Origin of the sequence: Herbiconiux gentiana (assembly GCF_024978135.1) — a bacterium.
GTDB lineage: Bacteria > Actinomycetota > Actinomycetes > Actinomycetales > Microbacteriaceae > Herbiconiux > Herbiconiux gentiana.
In genome coordinates this window covers 258,770-276,057 of the sequence record NZ_JANTEZ010000002.1, presented here as the reverse complement: position 1 = coordinate 276,057, position 17,288 = coordinate 258,770, and the positions used below count along the sequence as shown (strand labels likewise).

At 73.2% G+C, this 17,288-nt stretch carries 18 protein-coding genes; 9 read left to right on the top strand and 9 right to left on the bottom strand.

The genetic code is table 11. From position 1 onward, the window contains the following. Nucleotides 1–75: 75 nt before the first annotated feature. Complete coding sequence (locus tag NVV95_RS05045; RefSeq protein WP_259485445.1) at nucleotides 76–909, bottom strand: energy-coupling factor transporter transmembrane component T family protein; 834 nt, start codon at nucleotides 907–909, stop codon at nucleotides 76–78. Further along, entirely contained in the window at nucleotides 906–2,654 is a 1,749-nt protein-coding gene (locus tag NVV95_RS05040; protein WP_259485444.1) for an ABC transporter ATP-binding protein, read from the bottom strand. Before NVV95_RS05040 ends, NVV95_RS05045 begins: the two co-directional genes overlap by 4 nt. Nucleotides 2,655–2,933: 279 nt before the next feature. On the opposite strand from NVV95_RS05040, the gene NVV95_RS05035 reads away from it, so the two are divergent. Then, the gene (locus tag NVV95_RS05035; protein ID WP_259485443.1) at nucleotides 2,934–4,316 is read left to right on the top strand and encodes a hypothetical protein; all 1,383 of its coding nucleotides are present in this window, start codon (nucleotides 2,934–2,936) and stop codon (nucleotides 4,314–4,316) included. 18 nt (nucleotides 4,317–4,334) lie between these two features. Here NVV95_RS05035 and NVV95_RS05030 read toward each other — a convergent pair whose 3' ends face one another. Continuing rightward, nucleotides 4,335–4,880, bottom strand: coding sequence for an ECF transporter S component (locus NVV95_RS05030; RefSeq protein WP_259485442.1), 546 nt, complete (start codon nucleotides 4,878–4,880; stop codon nucleotides 4,335–4,337). Between the two features lie 195 nt (nucleotides 4,881–5,075). On the opposite strand from NVV95_RS05030, the gene NVV95_RS05025 reads away from it, so the two are divergent. From NVV95_RS05025 to NVV95_RS05015, 3 genes are read left to right on the top strand one after another with little or no spacing between them, the layout of a single operon-like run. Then, a complete protein-coding gene (locus NVV95_RS05025) occupies nucleotides 5,076–5,594 on the top strand; it encodes an RNA polymerase sigma factor (protein ID WP_259485841.1) in 519 nt (172 codons plus the stop codon). Beyond that, nucleotides 5,591–6,268 carry an Asp23/Gls24 family envelope stress response protein gene (locus tag NVV95_RS05020; protein WP_259485441.1) on the top strand — a complete coding sequence of 226 codons (678 nt, stop codon included), beginning with the start codon at nucleotides 5,591–5,593 and terminating at the stop codon, nucleotides 6,266–6,268. The genes NVV95_RS05025 and NVV95_RS05020 overlap by 4 nt, the downstream gene beginning before the upstream one ends. Further along, nucleotides 6,265–6,678 (top strand): hypothetical protein, encoded by a 414-nt coding sequence (locus NVV95_RS05015; RefSeq protein ID WP_259485440.1) that lies wholly within the window; start codon nucleotides 6,265–6,267, stop codon nucleotides 6,676–6,678. The genes NVV95_RS05020 and NVV95_RS05015 overlap by 4 nt, the downstream gene beginning before the upstream one ends. 25 nt (nucleotides 6,679–6,703) lie before the next feature. On the opposite strand, the gene NVV95_RS05010 is transcribed toward NVV95_RS05015, so the two are convergent. The 4 genes from NVV95_RS05010 to NVV95_RS04995 all read right to left on the bottom strand — a co-directional run bounded on the left by NVV95_RS05010 (nucleotide 6,704) and on the right by NVV95_RS04995 (nucleotide 9,183). Further along, nucleotides 6,704–7,003, bottom strand: a complete 300-nt coding sequence (locus tag NVV95_RS05010) for a DUF202 domain-containing protein (protein ID WP_259485439.1) — start codon at nucleotides 7,001–7,003, stop codon at nucleotides 6,704–6,706. After that, nucleotides 7,003–7,407 (bottom strand): YidH family protein, encoded by a 405-nt coding sequence (locus NVV95_RS05005; protein WP_259485438.1) that lies wholly within the window; start codon nucleotides 7,405–7,407, stop codon nucleotides 7,003–7,005. Before NVV95_RS05005 ends, NVV95_RS05010 begins: the two co-directional genes overlap by 1 nt. A 78-nt stretch (nucleotides 7,408–7,485) precedes the next feature. Next, nucleotides 7,486–8,388, bottom strand: a complete 903-nt coding sequence (locus tag NVV95_RS05000; protein WP_259485437.1) for an EamA family transporter — start codon at nucleotides 8,386–8,388, stop codon at nucleotides 7,486–7,488. A 120-nt stretch (nucleotides 8,389–8,508) separates the two neighbouring features. Beyond that, on the bottom strand, nucleotides 8,509–9,183 hold the full coding sequence (locus NVV95_RS04995) for a fasciclin domain-containing protein (RefSeq protein ID WP_259485436.1): 675 nt from the start codon (nucleotides 9,181–9,183) through the stop codon (nucleotides 8,509–8,511). Between the two features lie 204 nt (nucleotides 9,184–9,387). Between NVV95_RS04995 and NVV95_RS04990 the strand changes: the two genes are divergently transcribed. Next, complete coding sequence (locus NVV95_RS04990; protein ID WP_259485435.1) at nucleotides 9,388–10,080, top strand: hypothetical protein; 693 nt, start codon at nucleotides 9,388–9,390, stop codon at nucleotides 10,078–10,080. Here the strand turns inward: NVV95_RS04990 and NVV95_RS04985 are convergent. Continuing rightward, nucleotides 10,077–11,327, bottom strand: coding sequence for an isochorismate synthase (locus NVV95_RS04985; RefSeq protein ID WP_259485434.1), 1,251 nt, complete (start codon nucleotides 11,325–11,327; stop codon nucleotides 10,077–10,079). The genes NVV95_RS04990 and NVV95_RS04985 overlap by 4 nt on opposite strands. 70 nt (nucleotides 11,328–11,397) lie before the next feature. On the opposite strand from NVV95_RS04985, the gene NVV95_RS04980 reads away from it, so the two are divergent. The 3 genes from NVV95_RS04980 to NVV95_RS04970 all read left to right on the top strand — a co-directional run bounded on the left by NVV95_RS04980 (nucleotide 11,398) and on the right by NVV95_RS04970 (nucleotide 14,614). Continuing rightward, complete coding sequence (locus NVV95_RS04980; RefSeq protein WP_259485433.1) at nucleotides 11,398–12,111, top strand: class I SAM-dependent methyltransferase; 714 nt, start codon at nucleotides 11,398–11,400, stop codon at nucleotides 12,109–12,111. Nucleotides 12,112–12,120: 9 nt separating this feature from the next. Further along, a complete protein-coding gene (locus NVV95_RS04975; protein ID WP_375163783.1) occupies nucleotides 12,121–13,176 on the top strand; it encodes a polyprenyl synthetase family protein in 1,056 nt (351 codons plus the stop codon). 79 nt (nucleotides 13,177–13,255) lie between these two features. Then, a complete protein-coding gene (locus NVV95_RS04970) occupies nucleotides 13,256–14,614 on the top strand; it encodes an FAD-dependent oxidoreductase (RefSeq protein WP_259485431.1) in 1,359 nt (452 codons plus the stop codon). 204 nt (nucleotides 14,615–14,818) lie between these two features. Here NVV95_RS04970 and NVV95_RS04965 read toward each other — a convergent pair whose 3' ends face one another. Continuing rightward, nucleotides 14,819–15,838 carry a DMT family transporter gene (locus NVV95_RS04965; RefSeq protein WP_259485430.1) on the bottom strand — a complete coding sequence of 340 codons (1,020 nt, stop codon included), beginning with the start codon at nucleotides 15,836–15,838 and terminating at the stop codon, nucleotides 14,819–14,821. On the opposite strand from NVV95_RS04965, the gene NVV95_RS04960 reads away from it, so the two are divergent. Then, nucleotides 15,837–17,240, top strand: a complete 1,404-nt coding sequence (locus tag NVV95_RS04960) for an aminotransferase-like domain-containing protein (protein ID WP_259485429.1) — start codon at nucleotides 15,837–15,839, stop codon at nucleotides 17,238–17,240. The two genes, NVV95_RS04965 and NVV95_RS04960, sit on opposite strands and share 2 nt — an antisense overlap. Nucleotides 17,241–17,288 lie beyond the last annotated feature (48 nt).

Genomic DNA, 17,288 nt, shown 5'->3' with positions numbered 1-17,288 from the left:
AGCCATGTCCTTTTCTGGTCGACGTCGTTGACGACTTGCGCTGCCGGACGGCGAGCGATTTCAGTAGATCATACATCACACCTTTTGCGCAATGAGGTCGGCGGGGGCGATCGCCAGGGCGATCGCCAGGGCCGTCGCGAGCCACGCGAGCAGCACGAAGACGGTGTCCCGGCGGCGCCACGGGACGAGGTGGCGCTCGGTGCGGGTGGGGTGGGCGCCGAAGGCGCGCGAGTCCATGGCGAGGGCGACGCGCTCGGCGTGCCGGAGGGCGCCCGCGAGGAGCGGGACGAGGTAGCCCGCTCGGCGCCGGAGGGCGGGGAGCGGTCCGCGGCCCGGCGCCATCCCGCGCACCCGGTGGGCCTGCCGGATGACGTCGAGCTCGTGCCCGAAGCGCGGGACGAAGCGGTAGGCGGCCAGCGCCGTGTAACCGACCCGGTACGGTACCCGCAGCTGTTGCACGAGCGAGCGCGCGAGGTCGGGGCCGGTGGTGCTCAGTCCGCCGACGAGCGACAGCAGCAGGATCGCGGCCAGCCGGAGCGCGGTCGCCCCGCCCGCGAGCAGAGCGCCCTCGTGCAGCCGCACCGGCCCCAGCTCGACGAGCAGCGGGGTGGCGGATGCTCGGCCGCCGTCGCTCCAGAAGGCGAAGCTGAGCGTCAGCACGGCGGTGGCGAGCGGGAGCACGACGAGCAGCCCGAGCAGGGCGCGACCGGAGAGCCGGGCGCCCACGAGCACGAGGATCAGGGACCCCGTCGCCAGGAGCGCCGGCAGTGCCCAGGTGTGTGCGAACAGCACCGCGACGATCGCGGGCAGCGGGCCGGCGATCTTCGCGAGGGGGTTCAGGGCGTGCAGGAAACGGCCGCGCGGCGGGGGAGCGGCGGCGAAGGGGTCGGGGCCGGGCGCTGTCGTCATGCGTCGGAGGGGTGCAGCGCATCGAGGTCGGCGAGGCGGGTGACGCCGTGCCACGCGGGGTCGGCCGCGGCGCGGAACGCACGCGTCAGCGGGGAAGCGGTGAGCCCCGCCGTCTCGAGCGCGTCGGAGGCCAGCACCTCGGCGGTCGGGCCGTGGGCGGCGACGCGGCCGCCCTCGAGCACGAGCACGTGCGAGGCGTGGTCGGCCACGAGCTGCAGGTCGTGGGTGACCGCGAGCACGGTGGTCCCGCCGCGGTTGAGCTCCGAGAGCAGGTCGAGCAGCTCGCGCGCGCGGGCGCGGTCCTGCCCGAAGGTGGGCTCGTCGAGCGCGAGCACGGGGGCTCCGGCGAGCAGGGCGGTTCCGACCGACAGCCGTCGCTTCTGGCCGCCGGAGAGGAGGAACGGATGCACGGCGCGCTGCTCGACGAGACCGAAGCGTACGAGCATCCGCTCGACCTGCTCGTCGATCGCCGGTCGGGGGAGACGCTGCAGCTCGAGGGTGTGCGCCAGCTCGTCGGCGACCGTGCTGCGGATGAACTGGTGCTCGGGGTTCTGGAAGACGAACCCGATGGTGCGGGCGAGGCGGCGGGCGTCGGCCCGGGCGGGGTCGAGGCCGAGTACGTCGACCGTGCCGCGCGGCGGCGGCGCCACCCCCGCGAGCGCCTGCAGCAGGGTCGTCTTGCCGGCGCCGTTCACGCCGACGACGGCGGTGAAGGAGCCGGCGGTCACGTCCAGGTCGAGGGCGTGCAGCACCCGGGTTCGGCCGCGCGAGACCGAGAGGCCACGGGCGGAGACCGCGACGCGGGCGGGCGGCGCGGGCGACGACCCGGGACGAGGGGCGGCCGGGTGGGCATCCGGAGTCACCGTCGCCGACGCGCCCGTCGCCTTCGCCGCAGCCGGGGCCGGGAGCGAATCGAGGAGCGTCGTGAGGGCGGCCGGCGTAAGCGGGGCCTCGGGCACCGGGAAACCCCGGTCGCGCAGGCGCAGGCCGGCGAGCAGGGCGCTCGGCAGCCAGACGCCGAGGGCGAGCAGTTCGTCGGCGCGCTCGCGCAGCAGCTCGACGGGGCCGTCGTGGGCGAGGCGGCCGGAGCGGTCGAGCACCACCACGCGATCGACGACGTCGAGGGCCGCGTCGAGCGCGTGCTCGATCAGCACGAGGGTGCGGTCGGCGCCGAGCTCCCCGAGCACCGCGTAGACCTCGTCCGCACCCCGCGGATCGAGGTTGGCCGTCGGCTCGTCGAGCACGATCACGGGGGAGCGCAGCGCGAGCGCGCAGGCGATGGCGAGACGCTGCCGTCCGCCGCCCGAGAGCTGGTCGGGGTTCTCGTGCCGCCGCTCCCAGAGTCCCACTCGGCGAAGGGCGTACTCGGCCCGCTCGAGCACTTCGTCGACCGGCACGAGCAGGTTCTCGGGGCCGAAGCAGACCTCGTCGAGCACGGTGGCGGTCACGATCTGGGCGTCGGGGTCCTGGAAGACCATCGCCACGTGCTCGCTCAACCGGGCAACCGGAGTGCCCGCGGTCGAACGGCCGCGCACGCGCACGGTGCCCTGCAGCTCGGCCGGCACCTCCTGCGGCACGAGCCCGTTCAGTGCGAGCGCGAGCGTCGACTTGCCGCTCCCCGAGGGGCCGAGCACGAGCACCGACTCGCCCGGATGAACGAGGAGATCGACCCCGTCGGGGGTGAAGCGCTGGGCGCCCTCGTGCCGAATGCGCACGCCGCGGAGCTCGAGCGCGGGGACGGTCACGACCCCAGCCTAGGTCGGGGATGCCGGTCGCTCTGGGTTTTTCCAGCTGCGGACGCTATCGTGGACTAGCCCTGGTCGTGACGGCCCCGAAGCCGCATCGCCTCCCGCTCCATCCGAAAGACCTCACGTTTGCCGAATCCCGACTCGCGTCCACGCGCTTCTGCGCCGACCACCGCGACCTCTGGGAACGATCAGACCCCTCCTCTCACCCGGCGTCAGCTGCGCGAGCTCGAGCAGCAGGCGATCGCGCCCGCCGCGGTCGAGGCGAGTGTGCCCGTCGTGCCTGAAGCCCTGACCTCGCGCCGCAGCCGCCGCGCGCTCGAGGCGTCGGAGCGTCGTGAAGCGGCCCCGTCCGCCGACGAGCGCCGCGAGGCCGAGCTGCGCGACGCCGAGATCGCCGACCTCGAGGTCGCGCCCCTCGGCTCCGGAGCGCTCGAACCCGACGTCGAACTGGCCCTCGAGCCGGTTAGCCGGCTGACCACCGCCGATTCCTCCGATGTCGACGGCGCCGAGGTGCCGCTGCACGCCCCCGCCTCCCGCCGGGCCCGCCGTGCCGCCGAGGCCCCGCGCACCGAGATCGTGGCGACCGGCTCGATCGCCGTCGTCGTTCCGGTCCCGGTCGGTGCGGGTCGCGTCGACGCGTCCGCCGACCGCGCCGGGCTCGAGGAGCTCGCGGCCGCGGCCGCGCTCGTCACCACCGGCCCCATCGCCGTCGTCTCCCGCCGTGCCGCCCGCGAGGCCGCCGTGCCCGCGAAGGGTGCGTCGAACCGCCGCGGCTCCACCGGCCGCGCCGTCGCCACGGGCCGCGGTGCGGGCCGTCGCGTCGCCGAGCCGCGCCCTTCGGTCACCCGGCCCTCGCGCGCACGCAGCGCATCCGCTCGTCGCCGCGGCTGGGCCAAGGCCGGGCTCTCGGCCATCGCCATGGCCTTCGTCGTCGGCATGACCGCCGTCACGGCCATCCCCACCACCGTCTCGGCGAGCCCGGTCGACTCGAACCTGGTCAATCTCAGCCTGTCGGCCAAGTCGACCGCCGAGACCCAGCAGCTGATCACCGCGAACGGCTCGACCGCCGAGGTCGTCGACCGCGACGGCTACTCGGTCTCCGACGCCGGTGAGCTGCAGGCCGCCGGCTACTCCAGCGCCCAGATGCTCGTCGGGCGTTCGCTCGCTCAGGAGCTCGTCGACGCGATGGACTCCGGCAAGCTCGTGGGATCGGTGCCCGACCACATGAAGGAGATCCGCTGGATCGCCCAGGGCGTCACGGTGCCCGACTGCGGTGTCGACTACCGCATCCTCGAGATCATCGCCATCGCGGTTCGCAACTTCGACCAGGTCGGCGTCAGCGACATCAACCGCAAGTGCACCGGCCAGATCGAGGGCGCGGGCACCAGCTCCTCGCACTACATCGACGGCGGCGGCCACGCTGTCGACTTCTACCTCCTCGACAACAAGAGCCTCAACGGGGCGGATGCGGGAACGCTCAAGCTCATCAGCATCCTCGACCCGGTCATGCCGGTCGGCGCCCGCGTCGGTCAGGCCGGCTGCCGCGCCTCCGCCGGGGTCAAGGTGAATCTCACCAACTGGACCGAGTTCGACGACTCCTGCACCCACATGCACGTCGACGTCCCGGTCACCGACGCCCCTCTGCTCCTCGCGCAATAGCGCGCGGGTCGGCGCGGGTCAGCGGCGCGGGGCCAGGCCGCGGGTCACTCCGGTGGCCGCCAGTGGGCGGGCCAGCGCCAGGGCGAGCAGGGTGAAGACCACGGGCGAGAGCAGCGAGCCCGCCACGAGCACCAGGGCGCCCGCCGGGTCGAGGTCGCGGGCTCCGACGAGGCGGTACATGCCCGCTGCAAGCACCGCTCCCGAGAGCACCGCGCCCACGACGAAGACGCCGACACCCCAGCGCCGGTAGCGCGTCACGAGGAACGGCAGCTCCTGCAGAGCGCCGATCCCCACCGAGATGAGGGCGGCGCCGAAGCCGAGCGGGTTGAACGCCGCGGCCACGAGCCCCGAGAGCACGGCCACGAGCAGGGCCACACCGCCGCGCCGGAAGAGCCGCTGGGCGAGGGCTCCCGGAACGAAGTACACCCCGAGGGTGAGGCCGTAGAGCATCGGCGCCACCGCGTTCAGCGTGCCGCCGAGATAGGAGTTGACGATGAAGACGATCCCGCCCACCACGCCGATCGCGGCGCAGCTCAGCAGCAGTCGCGTGCTCGTGTTCCTCATGGCACCTCCGCGTCCAGCTTAGGGTGCACTTACCTCGGTGGTGGGTCGGGTGCGGCACGAGCATCCGCTCTCTCGTGCCCCGATGTGGAATAGTCGTCAGTGGGCGCCGAGCCCCTGCCACGACCACGGCCCTGCCACGACCACGGCCCCTGCCACGACCACGGAGGACGGACGCTCGCCGAGGCGTCCGACCGCATCCTCGCCGGTCGCGCGGCCGACGGCGACCTGCGGGCGTTCGAGGTGCTGGTGCGGCGGCACGGTCCGCTGATGCGGGCCTACGCGGCCCGGGTGCTCGGCTCGAACTCCGAGGTCGACGACGTCGTGCAGGAGACGTTCATCACGGCGTGGAAGAAGCTGCCGACGCTCGACGACCTGTCGGTGGTGAAGTCGTGGCTGATGCGCATCGTCAACCGCAAGGCGATCGACCGCATCCGGGCCCGGCACGACGACCGCCCGCTGCTCGACTGGGACGACGAGACCCCGCCGGAGCAGGGCCCCGAGAAGCAGGCCGAGGCGCAGTCGCAGCGCGAGCAGCTGAAGGGTGCCCTCGACCGGCTGCCCGAGGCGCAGAAGCAGTGCTGGGTGATGAAGGAGGTAGGAGGCTTCTCCTACGAGGAGATCTCCGAGGAGCTCGGCGTTCCGCCGTCGACCGTGCGAGGACTGCTGGCCCGGGCGCGCAAGACACTGATCAGAGAGATGGAGGAGTGGCGATGACCGACATCACGGGCGACGACCGCCACGACGACATCCTCGACGTCTACGGCGACTACCTCGACCGCGGCGAGCAGCCCCCGGCCGAGCTGATCGAGGCGAGCGCCGAGAACCAGCTCGCCTGGGCCGCCCTGCTTCGGGTGCGGGATGCGGCCGGGTCGCTCGTCGACCTCGAGGCCGAGGCGGCCGAGAATCCGCTGGCCTCGGGCTGGGTCGAGAGCATCCTGGCCAACGTGCAGCGGGAGGTGCGGTCGGGGCGGTCGATCCCGCTGACGCACCCGTCGCCGCGCGCCAGGCTCACCGTGACCGAGGCGGCCGTGCTCGGGCTGGTGCGGGCGGCGGGCGACTCGGTCGACGGCGTGCTGATCGGGCGCTGCGTGCTCGACGGCGACGTCGAGCAGCCCGGCGCGCCCGTGCGGGTGCGCGTGGAGGCGAGCGTTTTCTGGGGCGAGAACATCCCCGATCGCGCGGAGGCGCTGCGCGCGGCGATCGCCCACACGCTGCTCGAGCACACGGAGCTCACGGTGGAGTCGATCGACGTGACGGTCACCGACGTGCACCTGCGCCGCCAGGCGCCGGTCGACGGGGACGGCCTGGCGCCGGCCGACGGCGACGGGATCGCGCCCGGCGACGGCGACGGGATCGCGCCCGGCGACGGAGACGGGAGCGCACGATGACCGACGACGACGTCACCACGGCCGCCGGCGAGCCGGTCGTGCCTTCAGCCGACGACGAGCTCGCGCGCAGCCTCGCGATCGCGGTGCTCGGCGTGCCCGGCGTGCTGCAGACCTACGACGCCCGCCCGGTGGTGGCGGCGGTGGTGGCGGATGCCGCCAGCGCCCTGCGCACCGGCCTCGGCGCCGGGCTCCCGCTGGTGAAGCCCGTGCCTCTCACGCCGTCGTCGCCGATCGCCGTCTCGCGCGGCGCGGCCGGGCTCAGCGTCACCGTGAAGATCGCCGTCAGCGAGGAGCGCCCCGCCGCCGCGACCTGCCGCGACGTCTACGCCGTGGTCGCCGACGCGGTGGCGGCGCTGCCCGAGGGCGGCGACGTCGACACGATCTCGGTGCAGATCTCGCGCATCGGCTGACATGGCCCTCGCCGGCGTCCCGTCCTCAGAACAGGATCAGCAGCGCCAGCACCCCGCCGAGCACCGCGGTGGCGCCGATCAGCAGCGAGATGCGGGTGAGCGGCGTCCAGGGCGAGACGCCCTCGCGGCGGGCCGCGCGACCGCGGGAGCCGAACAGCACCACCACGGCGCCCACCGCGACGAGACCGGCGACGGCGGTGCCGATCGGGAAGCCGCCTTTCAGACAGGCGAACGCCAGCAGCAGCGAGACCAGAGCGGTCGACAGGGCGGTGCGCTGCCACGACAGAGCGGTGCGTTCGGGCTGGAGGCCGGGGTCGCGGGCCATCACAGATCGCCCGCCAGCTCGAGCACGGCGTAGCCGGCGAGCACCAGTGCGAGCACTGCGACCCCGATCACGAGCCACGGCAGGGCGGCCGGAGCGGGCAGCGGCAGGTCGAGGCGCAGCGCCCGCTCGGCCCGGCGCCAGGAGAACAGGGCCGAGACCGCGAGGGCGCCTCCGGCGAGACACGCGATCAGCGCGATGAGGTCGATCACCCAGGGCAGGTCGGCGAACGACGCCAGAGTGGTCAGCGCCACCCCGCCGGCGACGAGCGACAGCCCGGTGCGAACCCAGGCGAGGGCCGTGCGCTCGTTCGCGAGGCTGAACCGCACGTCGGGGTCGCTTCCGACGCCGTACACGGCCCGCGGCCGCCGTTCGTCGCCTGCGGGGTCACCGCTCGCCTCGCTCACCCTCGAACTCTAACGTCCGGGATGCCCGTGCCGCCCGTGCACCGGCGCCGCCCGCGCATCCGCGGCACCCGTGCCGCCTCAGGCCAGTGCGAGCATCCCCGCCGCCACGAACGCCAGCACCAGCCCCACCACCTGCACCGGCGCCACCCGCTCCCGCAGCAACACCGCGGCCAGCACCACCGTCCCGGCCGGATAGAGCGCCGTCAGCACCGACACCACCGTCAGCTCCCCGGCCCGCAGCGCGAGCAGCAGCAGCACGTTGGCGATCGCGTCGACGACCCCGCACGCGATCGCCAGCAGCACCGCCCGCTCGGCCCACCCGGGCAGCCGCGCCTGCGCATCCCTGTCGCGCGGCCGAACGGCGCCCCGGCGCGCACCCCGCACCCGCGCCCCGACCACGAGCACCACCGCCGCCCCCACCATGATCACCGCACTCGTCGCGCGGTTCAGCAGCAGTGGCACCACCCCCGAGTCGTCGGGCGTGCGGTCGATGATCACGAGGAACAGCCCGATCATCGCCCCGGCCCCCACCGCCATCGCGAGCCCGAGCACCCGTGGCCGCGCCGCCCCCTTCTCGGGCACGAAGCCCACGAGCACCACCGCCACCAGCGCGATCCCGATCGCGATCCAGCCGAGTACCGACAGCCGCTCGCCGGCGATCAGCCCCACCGAGAACGGCACCAGCGCCGAGACCACGGCGGTCAGCGGCGACAGGATGCTCATCGGCCCGATCGCGAGGCAGCCGTACAGCAGCGAGAGCGCGATCGCCCCGGTCACCCCCGACAGGATGCCCAGTCGCACCGCGTCGGCCGAGAACGCCCCGCCGACCAGCGGCAGCGCCAGCGCGATCAGGGCGAGGCCGGCGACGGCCGAGAGCGCGGTCACCCGCACGGCACCCAGCCGGCGAGCCGCGAGGCCGCCGAGGAAGTCGGCACCGCCGTAGACGATGGCGCCGAGCAGGCCGAGCGTGGCGGAGATCATGGTGCTCCCACCCTACGAGGGCGGTCGGGCATCCGGATGCCCGCCCCCGCGCCGCACGCAGGAACGCCGGATGCCCGGCCGCACGAGGCGACCGGGCATCCGGCGTATCCGAAGAGGGGATTACATGGGGGGCATCAGCACCGAGTCGATCAGGTACACGGTCGCGTTGGCGGTCTGGACGCCACCGCAGATGACGTTGGTCGAGCCGTTGACGGTCAGCGCGTCGCCGCTGCCGGCCACGGTGACCTCGCCACCCTGGACGGTCTTGTGGGTTCCGATGATCTCGTCAGGGGTGAGCTGGCCGGGGATCACGTGGTACGTGAGGATCGAGGTCAGCGTCGCGGCACCCTCGGGGGTCTTCAGCGAGTCGAGGGTCGCGGCGTCGATCTTGGCGAACGCGTCGTCGACGGGGGCGAAGACGGTGAACTCACCGCTGTTGAGCGTATCGACCAGGTTGACGTCGGGGTTCACTCCACCCGACACCGCGGCGGTGAGGGTCTTGAGGAGCGGGTTGTTCGACGCGGCGGTGGCCACGGGGTCGAGCGACATGCCCTCGACCGAGCCGGCGCCGTCCGGAACGGCCTCGGCGTAGGCGGCGCAGCCGGAGCCGACCAGGTTCGCTGCGGGGTCCATCGACTCCATGGAGGGCGACGGGGTGGACGCGGCGGACGACGGGGCGCTGGTCTCGTCGGTGGTGGCGGTGGTGCTCGAGCCGCCCGAACAACCGGCGAGGCCGAGGGTGGCGACGGCGGCGATCGCGAGTGCGGCGAGCGAGGAACGCTTGGTGATACGCATGACTGTTCTCCTTTGAGGAATGGGAAAAAACGGGCGCTGACCTTGGTTTTCAGCGGTCCGTGCCTTCAAGGGGTCTTCGGAAGCGCCTCGAAGCCGGATTGGTCTCGGTGCGAAAAACTTTTGCGGGCTGCCCCGGACGAGGGGCACCACAAGGGGGTGGAGGCCCGCGCCTCCGCGGGATGACGGGGCGGGTTACCGTCGGGTATGCCCTCGGAGATCAGTCGTCGAACCGTGGTGGGAGTTGCCGCCTGGTCGGTTCCCGTCATCGCCCTGGCCGTTGCGACGCCGGCCCAGGCCGCCTCAGGCGACGAGATCGCCTTCTCCCGGCCGGTGGTCCTCGCTCCGTCGGGCGCGCAGGCCTTCACCGCCTCCGGAACCGCGCCGGGCGCCTCGCGGGTCGCCCTCGTCTACCCGGCGGGGTTCGGCGGACCGTCCGAGGTCGACGTCACCGACGGCGCCTTCGCTCTGCGGCTCCGCTGCCCCGTCGGTTCGGCGACCGGCGTCGTCACCGCCACGGCGGCCGGGCTCGGCGCCGGCACTCTGGTGGTCACCGTCCAGACAGGCGGTCAGGACACCGGGAGCATCACCTGGTCGAGCGATGGCGTGACCGTGACGAGCCGCACGCTTCCCGCGCTGACCGGATCGATCAGCACCCGCGGCTCGCTGCTCCCCGATGTGCAGCTGTCCTACTCCGCCGGTGTCACGGGACCGGAGTCGGCAGCCGTCTCCTGGACACCGGGCACCGGGACGGCGGCGTCCATCGGCACCTTCGCCGTCACGGGTGTCACGATCGACGAGGGATCGACCACCGGTTCGGTCGTCGTGACCCCGGCCGACTTCCAGGGCCGGGTCGTCTACAGCCCCGCCTCCGCGGCGCTCGCCGTGACGATGGTCTAACCGAAGGCCTCGACGATCGGGCGGAACTTCATCTTCGTCTCGAGGTACTCCCGCTCCGCATCCGAGTCGGCCACGATGCCGCACCCGGCGTAAGCGGTGATGTCGCCCGCCTCGTCGACCTGCGCCGAGCGCAGCGCCACGGCCCACTCGCCGTCGCCGTCGGCACCGACCCAGCCCACCGGGCCGGCGTAACGGCCGCGATCGAAGGGCTCCAGCTCGCGGATGACCCGCAGCGCGGTCTCGGTCGGCGTACCGGCCACGGCGGCGGTGGGGTGCAGCGCCGCGATCAGGTCGAGCGAGGTCGAGCCGTCGGAGAGCACGCCCTCCACGTCGCTCGCCAGATGCCAGAGGTTCGGCAGCTTCAGCGTGAACGGCACCTCGCTCGTGGTGAGGCTGCGGCTGTGCGGACGCAGGGCCGCGAGCACGCTGGTGACCGCGAAGCCGTGCTCGTCGAGGTCTTTGGGGGAGGTCGCGAGGGCCACCGCCTGATCGTGGTCGGCCTGTGCATCCGCCCCTCTGGCCGTGGTGCCGGCGAGCACGCGGGCGCTGACGGTGCCGTGGGAGACGCGAACCAGTGTCTCGGGGCTCGAGCCGACGAAGCCGTCGACCGCGTAGGTCCAGCAGTCGGGGTAGCCGAGGGCGAGGTCGGTGAGGGGGCGGCGCAGGTCGGCTCCGGCCGGCAGGTGCCCCACGAGGTCGCGGGCGAGCACGACCTTGTCGAGCTCCTGCGCGCTGATGCGGTCGACGGCGGCGTCGACCGAGGCGCGGAAGCCGTCGGCCGAGACCTCGCCCGGCAGCAGCGTCAGGCGGTACTCCGGGCCGAGGGGCCGGGAGATCGCGGTGGGCATCGGCTCGTCGGAGCCCTCGACGCGCACTTTCGTGACCCAGAACCGGCCCTCGCGCTTGCCGATGATCACCCGCGGCACGATCAGGGTGCTGGTGGCGGCGGAGTCGTCGGCGAAGGCGAAGGTGCCGAACGCGATCAGCCCCGACCCGGGCAGCTTCACGGGGTCGGTGACCCGTGCGGCCGCCACGACGTCCTTCCACGCGGCGCAGGCGTCGAGCATCCGCCCCGCCCCGCCGAACTCGAGGCGCAGCGCCTCGCCGATGCCGGCCATGCCCTGGCCCTTGCGCAGCCAGACGAGCGGATGACGAGGGTCGATCAGGGGGATGAGCAGCTTGACGTCGTCGACCGGGTGGGTCTCGACGACCAGGCGCGGAACGGTCGGGGGTGCGGAATCGCTCACGCTTCAACAGTACAACTGGCAATTGCCCGCTCGGCGGTCGCTCACAGCCAACTGAATCTAGACTGGGAGCGTGACTAAGGCAGACCTCACCAAGCGACCCGAGCAGGTCTCCGCCATGTTCGACCAGGTCGCGGCCGGGTACGACCGCAGCAACACCGTGCTCTCGGTCGGCAACGCGGCCCTCTGGCGGGTGGCGACCACCCGGGCCGTCAACCCGCGGCCGGGTGAGCGCATCCTCGACCTCGCCGCCGGCACCGGCACCTCCAGTGCCTCGCTGGCCGCGAGCGGTGCCCACGTGACCGCCGCCGACTTCTCGCCGGGCATGATCGAGGTCGGAAAGCGCAGGCAGGCCGGCGTTCCGAACATCGACTTCGTCGTGGCCGACGGCATGGACCTGCCGTTCGAAGACGACTCCTTCGACGCCGTCACCATCTCCTTCGGGCTGCGCAACATCGTCGACCCGAGGGTGGCGCTCGCCGAGCTGTACCGGGTCACGGCCCCCGGCGGTCGCATCGTCGTCTGCGAGTTCTCGCGCCCGGTGAAGCCGCTGCGCGGCGCCTACTACTGGTACCTGAAGAACGTGATGCCCGCCGTCGCCAAGGCGGTCTCGTCGAACGACGCCGCCTACGACTACCTCTTCGAGTCGATCGCCAACTGGCCCGACCAGAAGACGCTCGCGGGCTGGCTGCGCGAGACGGGCTTCGTCGACGTGCGGTACCGCGACCTCAGCGCGGGCATCGTCGCGCTGCACCGCGGCACCAAGCCGCTACCCGGAAATAAGTAGGCTGTGTCCGTGACCTCCAGTCTTCGCCGCGCCACCGGCCGGTCGACCCCGCTCTCGCTCGCCGATCGACTCTTCTCCACAGGCGAAGACCGTCGCACCGCGCGCGTGATCGAAGAGGCCATCGAGACGCTCGAGGTGCGCCTGGGCTCCGAGACGCACTTCTCGGGCGGCCTGGTCGACGTGGTCTCGCGGTATCTGCTCGACGCGGGCGGAAAGCGCGTGCGCCCCATCCTGGCGTTCCTCACCGCCCAGCTCGGCGACGGCATCACCGACGAGGTCATCACGGCCGCCGCCTCGATCGAGCTCACCCACCTCGCCTCGCTCTACCACGACGACGTGATGGACGACGCCGACCAGCGCCGCGGGGTGCCGAGCGCCCAGTACGTCTGGGGCAACTCCATCGCCATCCTCACCGGCGACCTGCTCTTCGCGCGGGCCAGCGCCCTGCTCGCCCTGCTCGGCGAGCGGGCCATCCGACTGCAGGCCGACACCTTCGAGCGCCTGTGCCTCGGCCAGCTCAAGGAGACCATCGGCCCCGCCGACGGCGAGGACCAGGTCGAGCACTACATCGCGGTGCTCGCCGACAAGACGGGCTCGCTGATCGCGGCCTCGGCCCAGCTCGGCATCATCTTCTCCAACGCGCCCAGCGCCTTCGAGGAGCCGGTGCGGGTGTTCGGCGAGAAGGTCGGCATTGCCTTCCAGCTCGTCGACGACGTGCTCGACATCGCCCCGTCGGCCGACGACACGGGCAAGACGCCGGGCACCGACATCCGGGCCGGGGTCGCCACTCTGCCGGTGCTCTACCTGCGGCAGCTCGCCGCGTCCGATGCCGAGGCCGCCGCGCTGCTGGCGCGCATCCAGCCCGACGAGCTCGCCAGCGCCGCGCCCGACGACTCTGACGAGGCGATCCGGCTGCTGCGCGAGCATCCGGTCACCCGGCGCACCGTCGACGAAGCCCGACGCTACGCCCGCGAGGCCATCGAGGCGCTCGACCCGCTGCCCTCCGGCACCGTGAAGAAGACCCTCGTGCGGTTCGCCGAGACCGTCGTCGAGCGCACGAGCTGAGCTGCGAGCATCCGTCTCGACCTGACACACCTGCACACCCGGCCGGCCCCGCCGCCCGACCACCGATAGGAACCCCACCGTGACCAAGCTCCGTTTGGCCATCGTCGGCGCCGGCCCCGCCGGCATCTACGCCGCCGACCTCCTCGTGAAGGCCGAGCGTCACTTCGACGTCTCGATCGACCTGTTCGAGCAGCTGCCCGCCCCCTACGGCCTCGTGCGCTACGGCGTCGCCCCCGACCACCCGCGCATCAAGGGCATCATCAATGCGCTCCGCGAGGTGCTCGACTCGGGTGTCATCCGCTTCTTCGGCAACGTGCGCTACGGCGTCGACATCACGCTCGACGACCTGAAGAAGCACTACAACGCCGTCATCTTCTCCACGGGCGCCATCCGCGACGCCTCCCTCGAGATCCCCGGCATCGACCTCGAGGGCTCCTACGGGGCGGCCGACTTCGTGAGCTGGTTCGACGGGCACCCCGACGTGCCCCGCACCTGGCCGCTCGAGGCGCAGTCGGTCGCCGTGATCGGCAACGGCAACGTGGCGCTCGACGTCTCGCGCATCCTCGCCAAGCACGCCGACGACCTGCTCGTCACCGAGATCCCGACCAACGTCTACGAGGGCCTCAAGGCCTCACCCGTGACCGACGTGCACGTGTTCGGCCGCCGCGGCCCGGCGCAGGTGAAGTTCACCCCGCTGGAGCTGCGCGAGCTCGGCGAGATGAACGACGTCGACATGATCGTGCACGACGAGGACTTCGAGCTCGACGAGGCGTCGAAGGCCGCCATCGAGACGAACAAGCAGGTCTTCGTGATCAACAAGGTGCTGAACCAGTGGCGCACCCGCGAGGTCGGCCAGGCCTCGCGCCGGCTGCACCTGCACTTCTGGGCGAAGCCGCTGTCGATCGAGTCCGACGGGGCCGGCCGGGTGGCTGCCATCCGCTACGAGCGCACGCGTCCTGACGGGGCCGGCGGCGTGGTCGGCACCGGCGAGATCCGCGAGATCCCGATCCAGGCGCTCTACCGTGCGGTCGGGTACTTCGGCTCGCCGCTCGACGAGATCCCGTTCGACGAGCAGCACGGCGTCATCCCGAACCACGAGGGCCAGGTGCTCGACGCGCACAACGAGATCGTGCCGGGCGTCTACGCCACCGGTTGGATCAAGCGCGGACCGGTCGGCCTGATCGGCCACACCAAGTCCGACGCGATGGAGACGCTGTCGCACCTCGTGCGCGACCAGGCCAACTGGTGGTCGCCCGCCGAGCCCGCCGAGGAGGCCATTCCGGCGCTGCTGGCGTCGCGCGGGGTCGAGTACACCGACCTCGACGGGTGGCACCGGCTCGACGAGCACGAGCTGGCGCTCGGGGCGTCGGATGCGCACCCTCGCCTGCGCGTGAAGGTCGTGCCGCGCGACGAGATGGTGCGGATCTCGCGGGCGTAGGGGCTCCGGCCGTCGCCGTCACCGTCACCTCGTGGGCGGGGCGGATGCTCGGCACTTCGGCCCACCCGGTCACCTCGTGGGCGGGGCGGATGCTCGGCACTTCGGCCCACCCGGTCACCTCGTGGGCGGGGCGGATGCTCGGCACTTCGGCCCACCCGGTCACCTCGTGGGCGGGGCGGATGCTCGGCACTTCGGCCCACCCGGTCACCTCGTGGGCGGGGCGGATGCTCGGCCCACCCGGGACCGCACGGCCAGCGCCGCGCACGCCACCACGGCCAGGGCGCCCACCAGCGTGAGCGGCGTCAGCGGCTCGCCGAGCAGCAGCGCCGCCCAGGCGATCGTGAGCACCGGCTGCACCAGCTGCATCTGGCTCACCGATGCGATGGGCCCGATGCCGAGCCCGCGGTACCAGGCGAAGAAGCCCAGGAACATGCTGATCGCGCTGACGTAGGCGAAGGCGAGCCAGGCCCCGGGCCCGACGTCGTCGACGTGCAGCGGATGCGCGACCAGCGACACCCCCGTCAGCACCGCCAGCACCGGTGCCGCGATCACCAGCGCCCAGCAGATCACCTGCCACGACCCGATCTCCCGCGCGAGCAGCCCGCCCTCCGCATAGCCGACCGACGCGGCGAGCACCGCCCCGAGCAGCAGCAGGTCGCTCAGCTGCAGCCCGCCGAAGCCGCCCTCCTCGAGCACGGTGAATCCCACCACGGCCACCGCCCCGGCGATCGACGCGACCCAGAACACCCGGCTCGGCCGCTCCCGCCCGCGCAGCACGGCCACCGCCGCGGTGGCGGCCGGCAGCAGCCCGATCACCACCGCGCCGTGCGCCGCCGGCGCGTTCTGCAGGGCGAACGACGTCAGGAACGGGAAGCCGACTACGACGCCGCCCGCCACCACCGCGATCCGCGGCCAGAGCCGGCGCGCCGGGGGCCGCGTGCGGGTGACGAGCAGCACCGCCCCCGCGAGCAGCGCCGCGACGACGGCGCGCCCGGCCCCCACGAACAACGGATCGAGCTCGGCCACCGCGACGCGGGTGAACGGGAGCGTGAACGAGAACGCGAGCACGCCGACGAAGCCCCAGACGAGCCCGGCGGAGAGCGGGCCACCCCGGCGCGGGGCCTGGGCGGCGGGGCCCGGAGGCGCAGCCGGCGCCTGGTGGGCGGAACGCGCATCCGGTAGCAGCGTCACGGGCGGGGGAGTAGCGCTATCATCAGCCTTCATGAGCGACAGTAGCAGTTCGGCCCGCATCGCCGCAGCCCTGCGCGCCGAGGTCGGCGCCCTGCGCGCCGGCGCCCGCCTGCCCTCGACCCGCGCGCTCACGGCCCGCTTCGCCGCGAGCCCCGTCACCGTGCAGCAGGCGGTGCGGATGCTCGTGCGCGAGGGCCTCGTCGAGTCACGCCCCGGCGACGGCACCTTCGTGCGCCCCGCCCGCCCCGCCCCGCGCGCCGACCACTCCTGGCAGACCGCCGCGCTCGGCCCCGCCCGAGCCGACGGCGGCTTCGTCGGCTCGACGCTGCAGACCCCGGGAGACGACGTGATCGCGCTTCACAGCGGCTACCCGGTCGACGACCTGCTGCCGGTGCGTGCGGTGCAGACCGCGCTCGCCCGCGCGGCCCGTGCCCGCGCGGCGATCGACCGTCCGCCTGCCGCCGGCCTGCCCGAGCTGCGCGCGTGGTTCGCGACCGACCTGGCGTCCTCGGCCCCCATCGACGGTTCGGCGCCCACCGCGGCCGACGTGCTCGTGATGCCCGGCGGCCAGAGCGCGCTGTCGTCGGTCTTCCGCGCGCTCGGCCGCCCCGGCGACGCGATCGTGATGGAGTCGCCCGGCTACTGGGGCGCGATCGCCGCCGCCCGTCAGGCCGGGCTCGTCGTGGTGCCGGTGCCGCGCGACGGCGACGCGGTCGACCCGGTGGTGCTCGCCGAGGCCTTCGAGCGCACCCGCGCCCGGCTGTTCTACGCGATGCCGCACTTCGCCAACCCCACCGGGTCGACCTGGTCCAAGGCGTCGGCCCGCGCGATCCTCGACGTCGTGCGCACCAACGGCGCGTTCCTCGTCGAGGACGACTGGGCGCACGACTTCGCCCTCGACGCCCCCGTGCGTCCGCTCGCGGCGTCGGACCCCGACGGGCACGTCGTCGCCGTGCGGTCGCTGACGAAGAGCGTGTCGCCGAGCATCCGAGTCGCCGCCGTGGTCGCCCGCGGGCCCGCGCGGTCGCGCATCCACACCGACCGCGTGGTCGACGGCCTGTACGTCAGCGGCGTGCTGCAGACGGCGGCGCTCGAGGTCGTCACCTCGCCCGGGTGGCAGTCGCACCTGCATCGGATGCGCGACCAGCTCCGCCGCCGCCGCGACGCCCTGGCGTCCCTCGTGACCGAGCTGCTGCCGGCGGGCACGCTCACCGCTCTGCCGCGCGGCGGGCTCAACCTCTGGCTGCAGCTGCCGCCCGGGGTGGAGTCGGCGCCGTTCGTGGCGGCCTGCGCGGCGGCGGGGGTGCTGATCTCGCCCGGCGAGGAGTGGTTCCCGGCGGAGCCGACGGGGACCTTCGTGCGGCTGAACTACTCGGGGCCCGACCCGTCGCGCTTCGGAGAGGCGGTGCGGGTCATGGCGCGGCTGCTGCCGTGACGCTTCGTGCACTCGTGGCGCCGGCCGAGCCTCTCGCGGGCTCGGCGG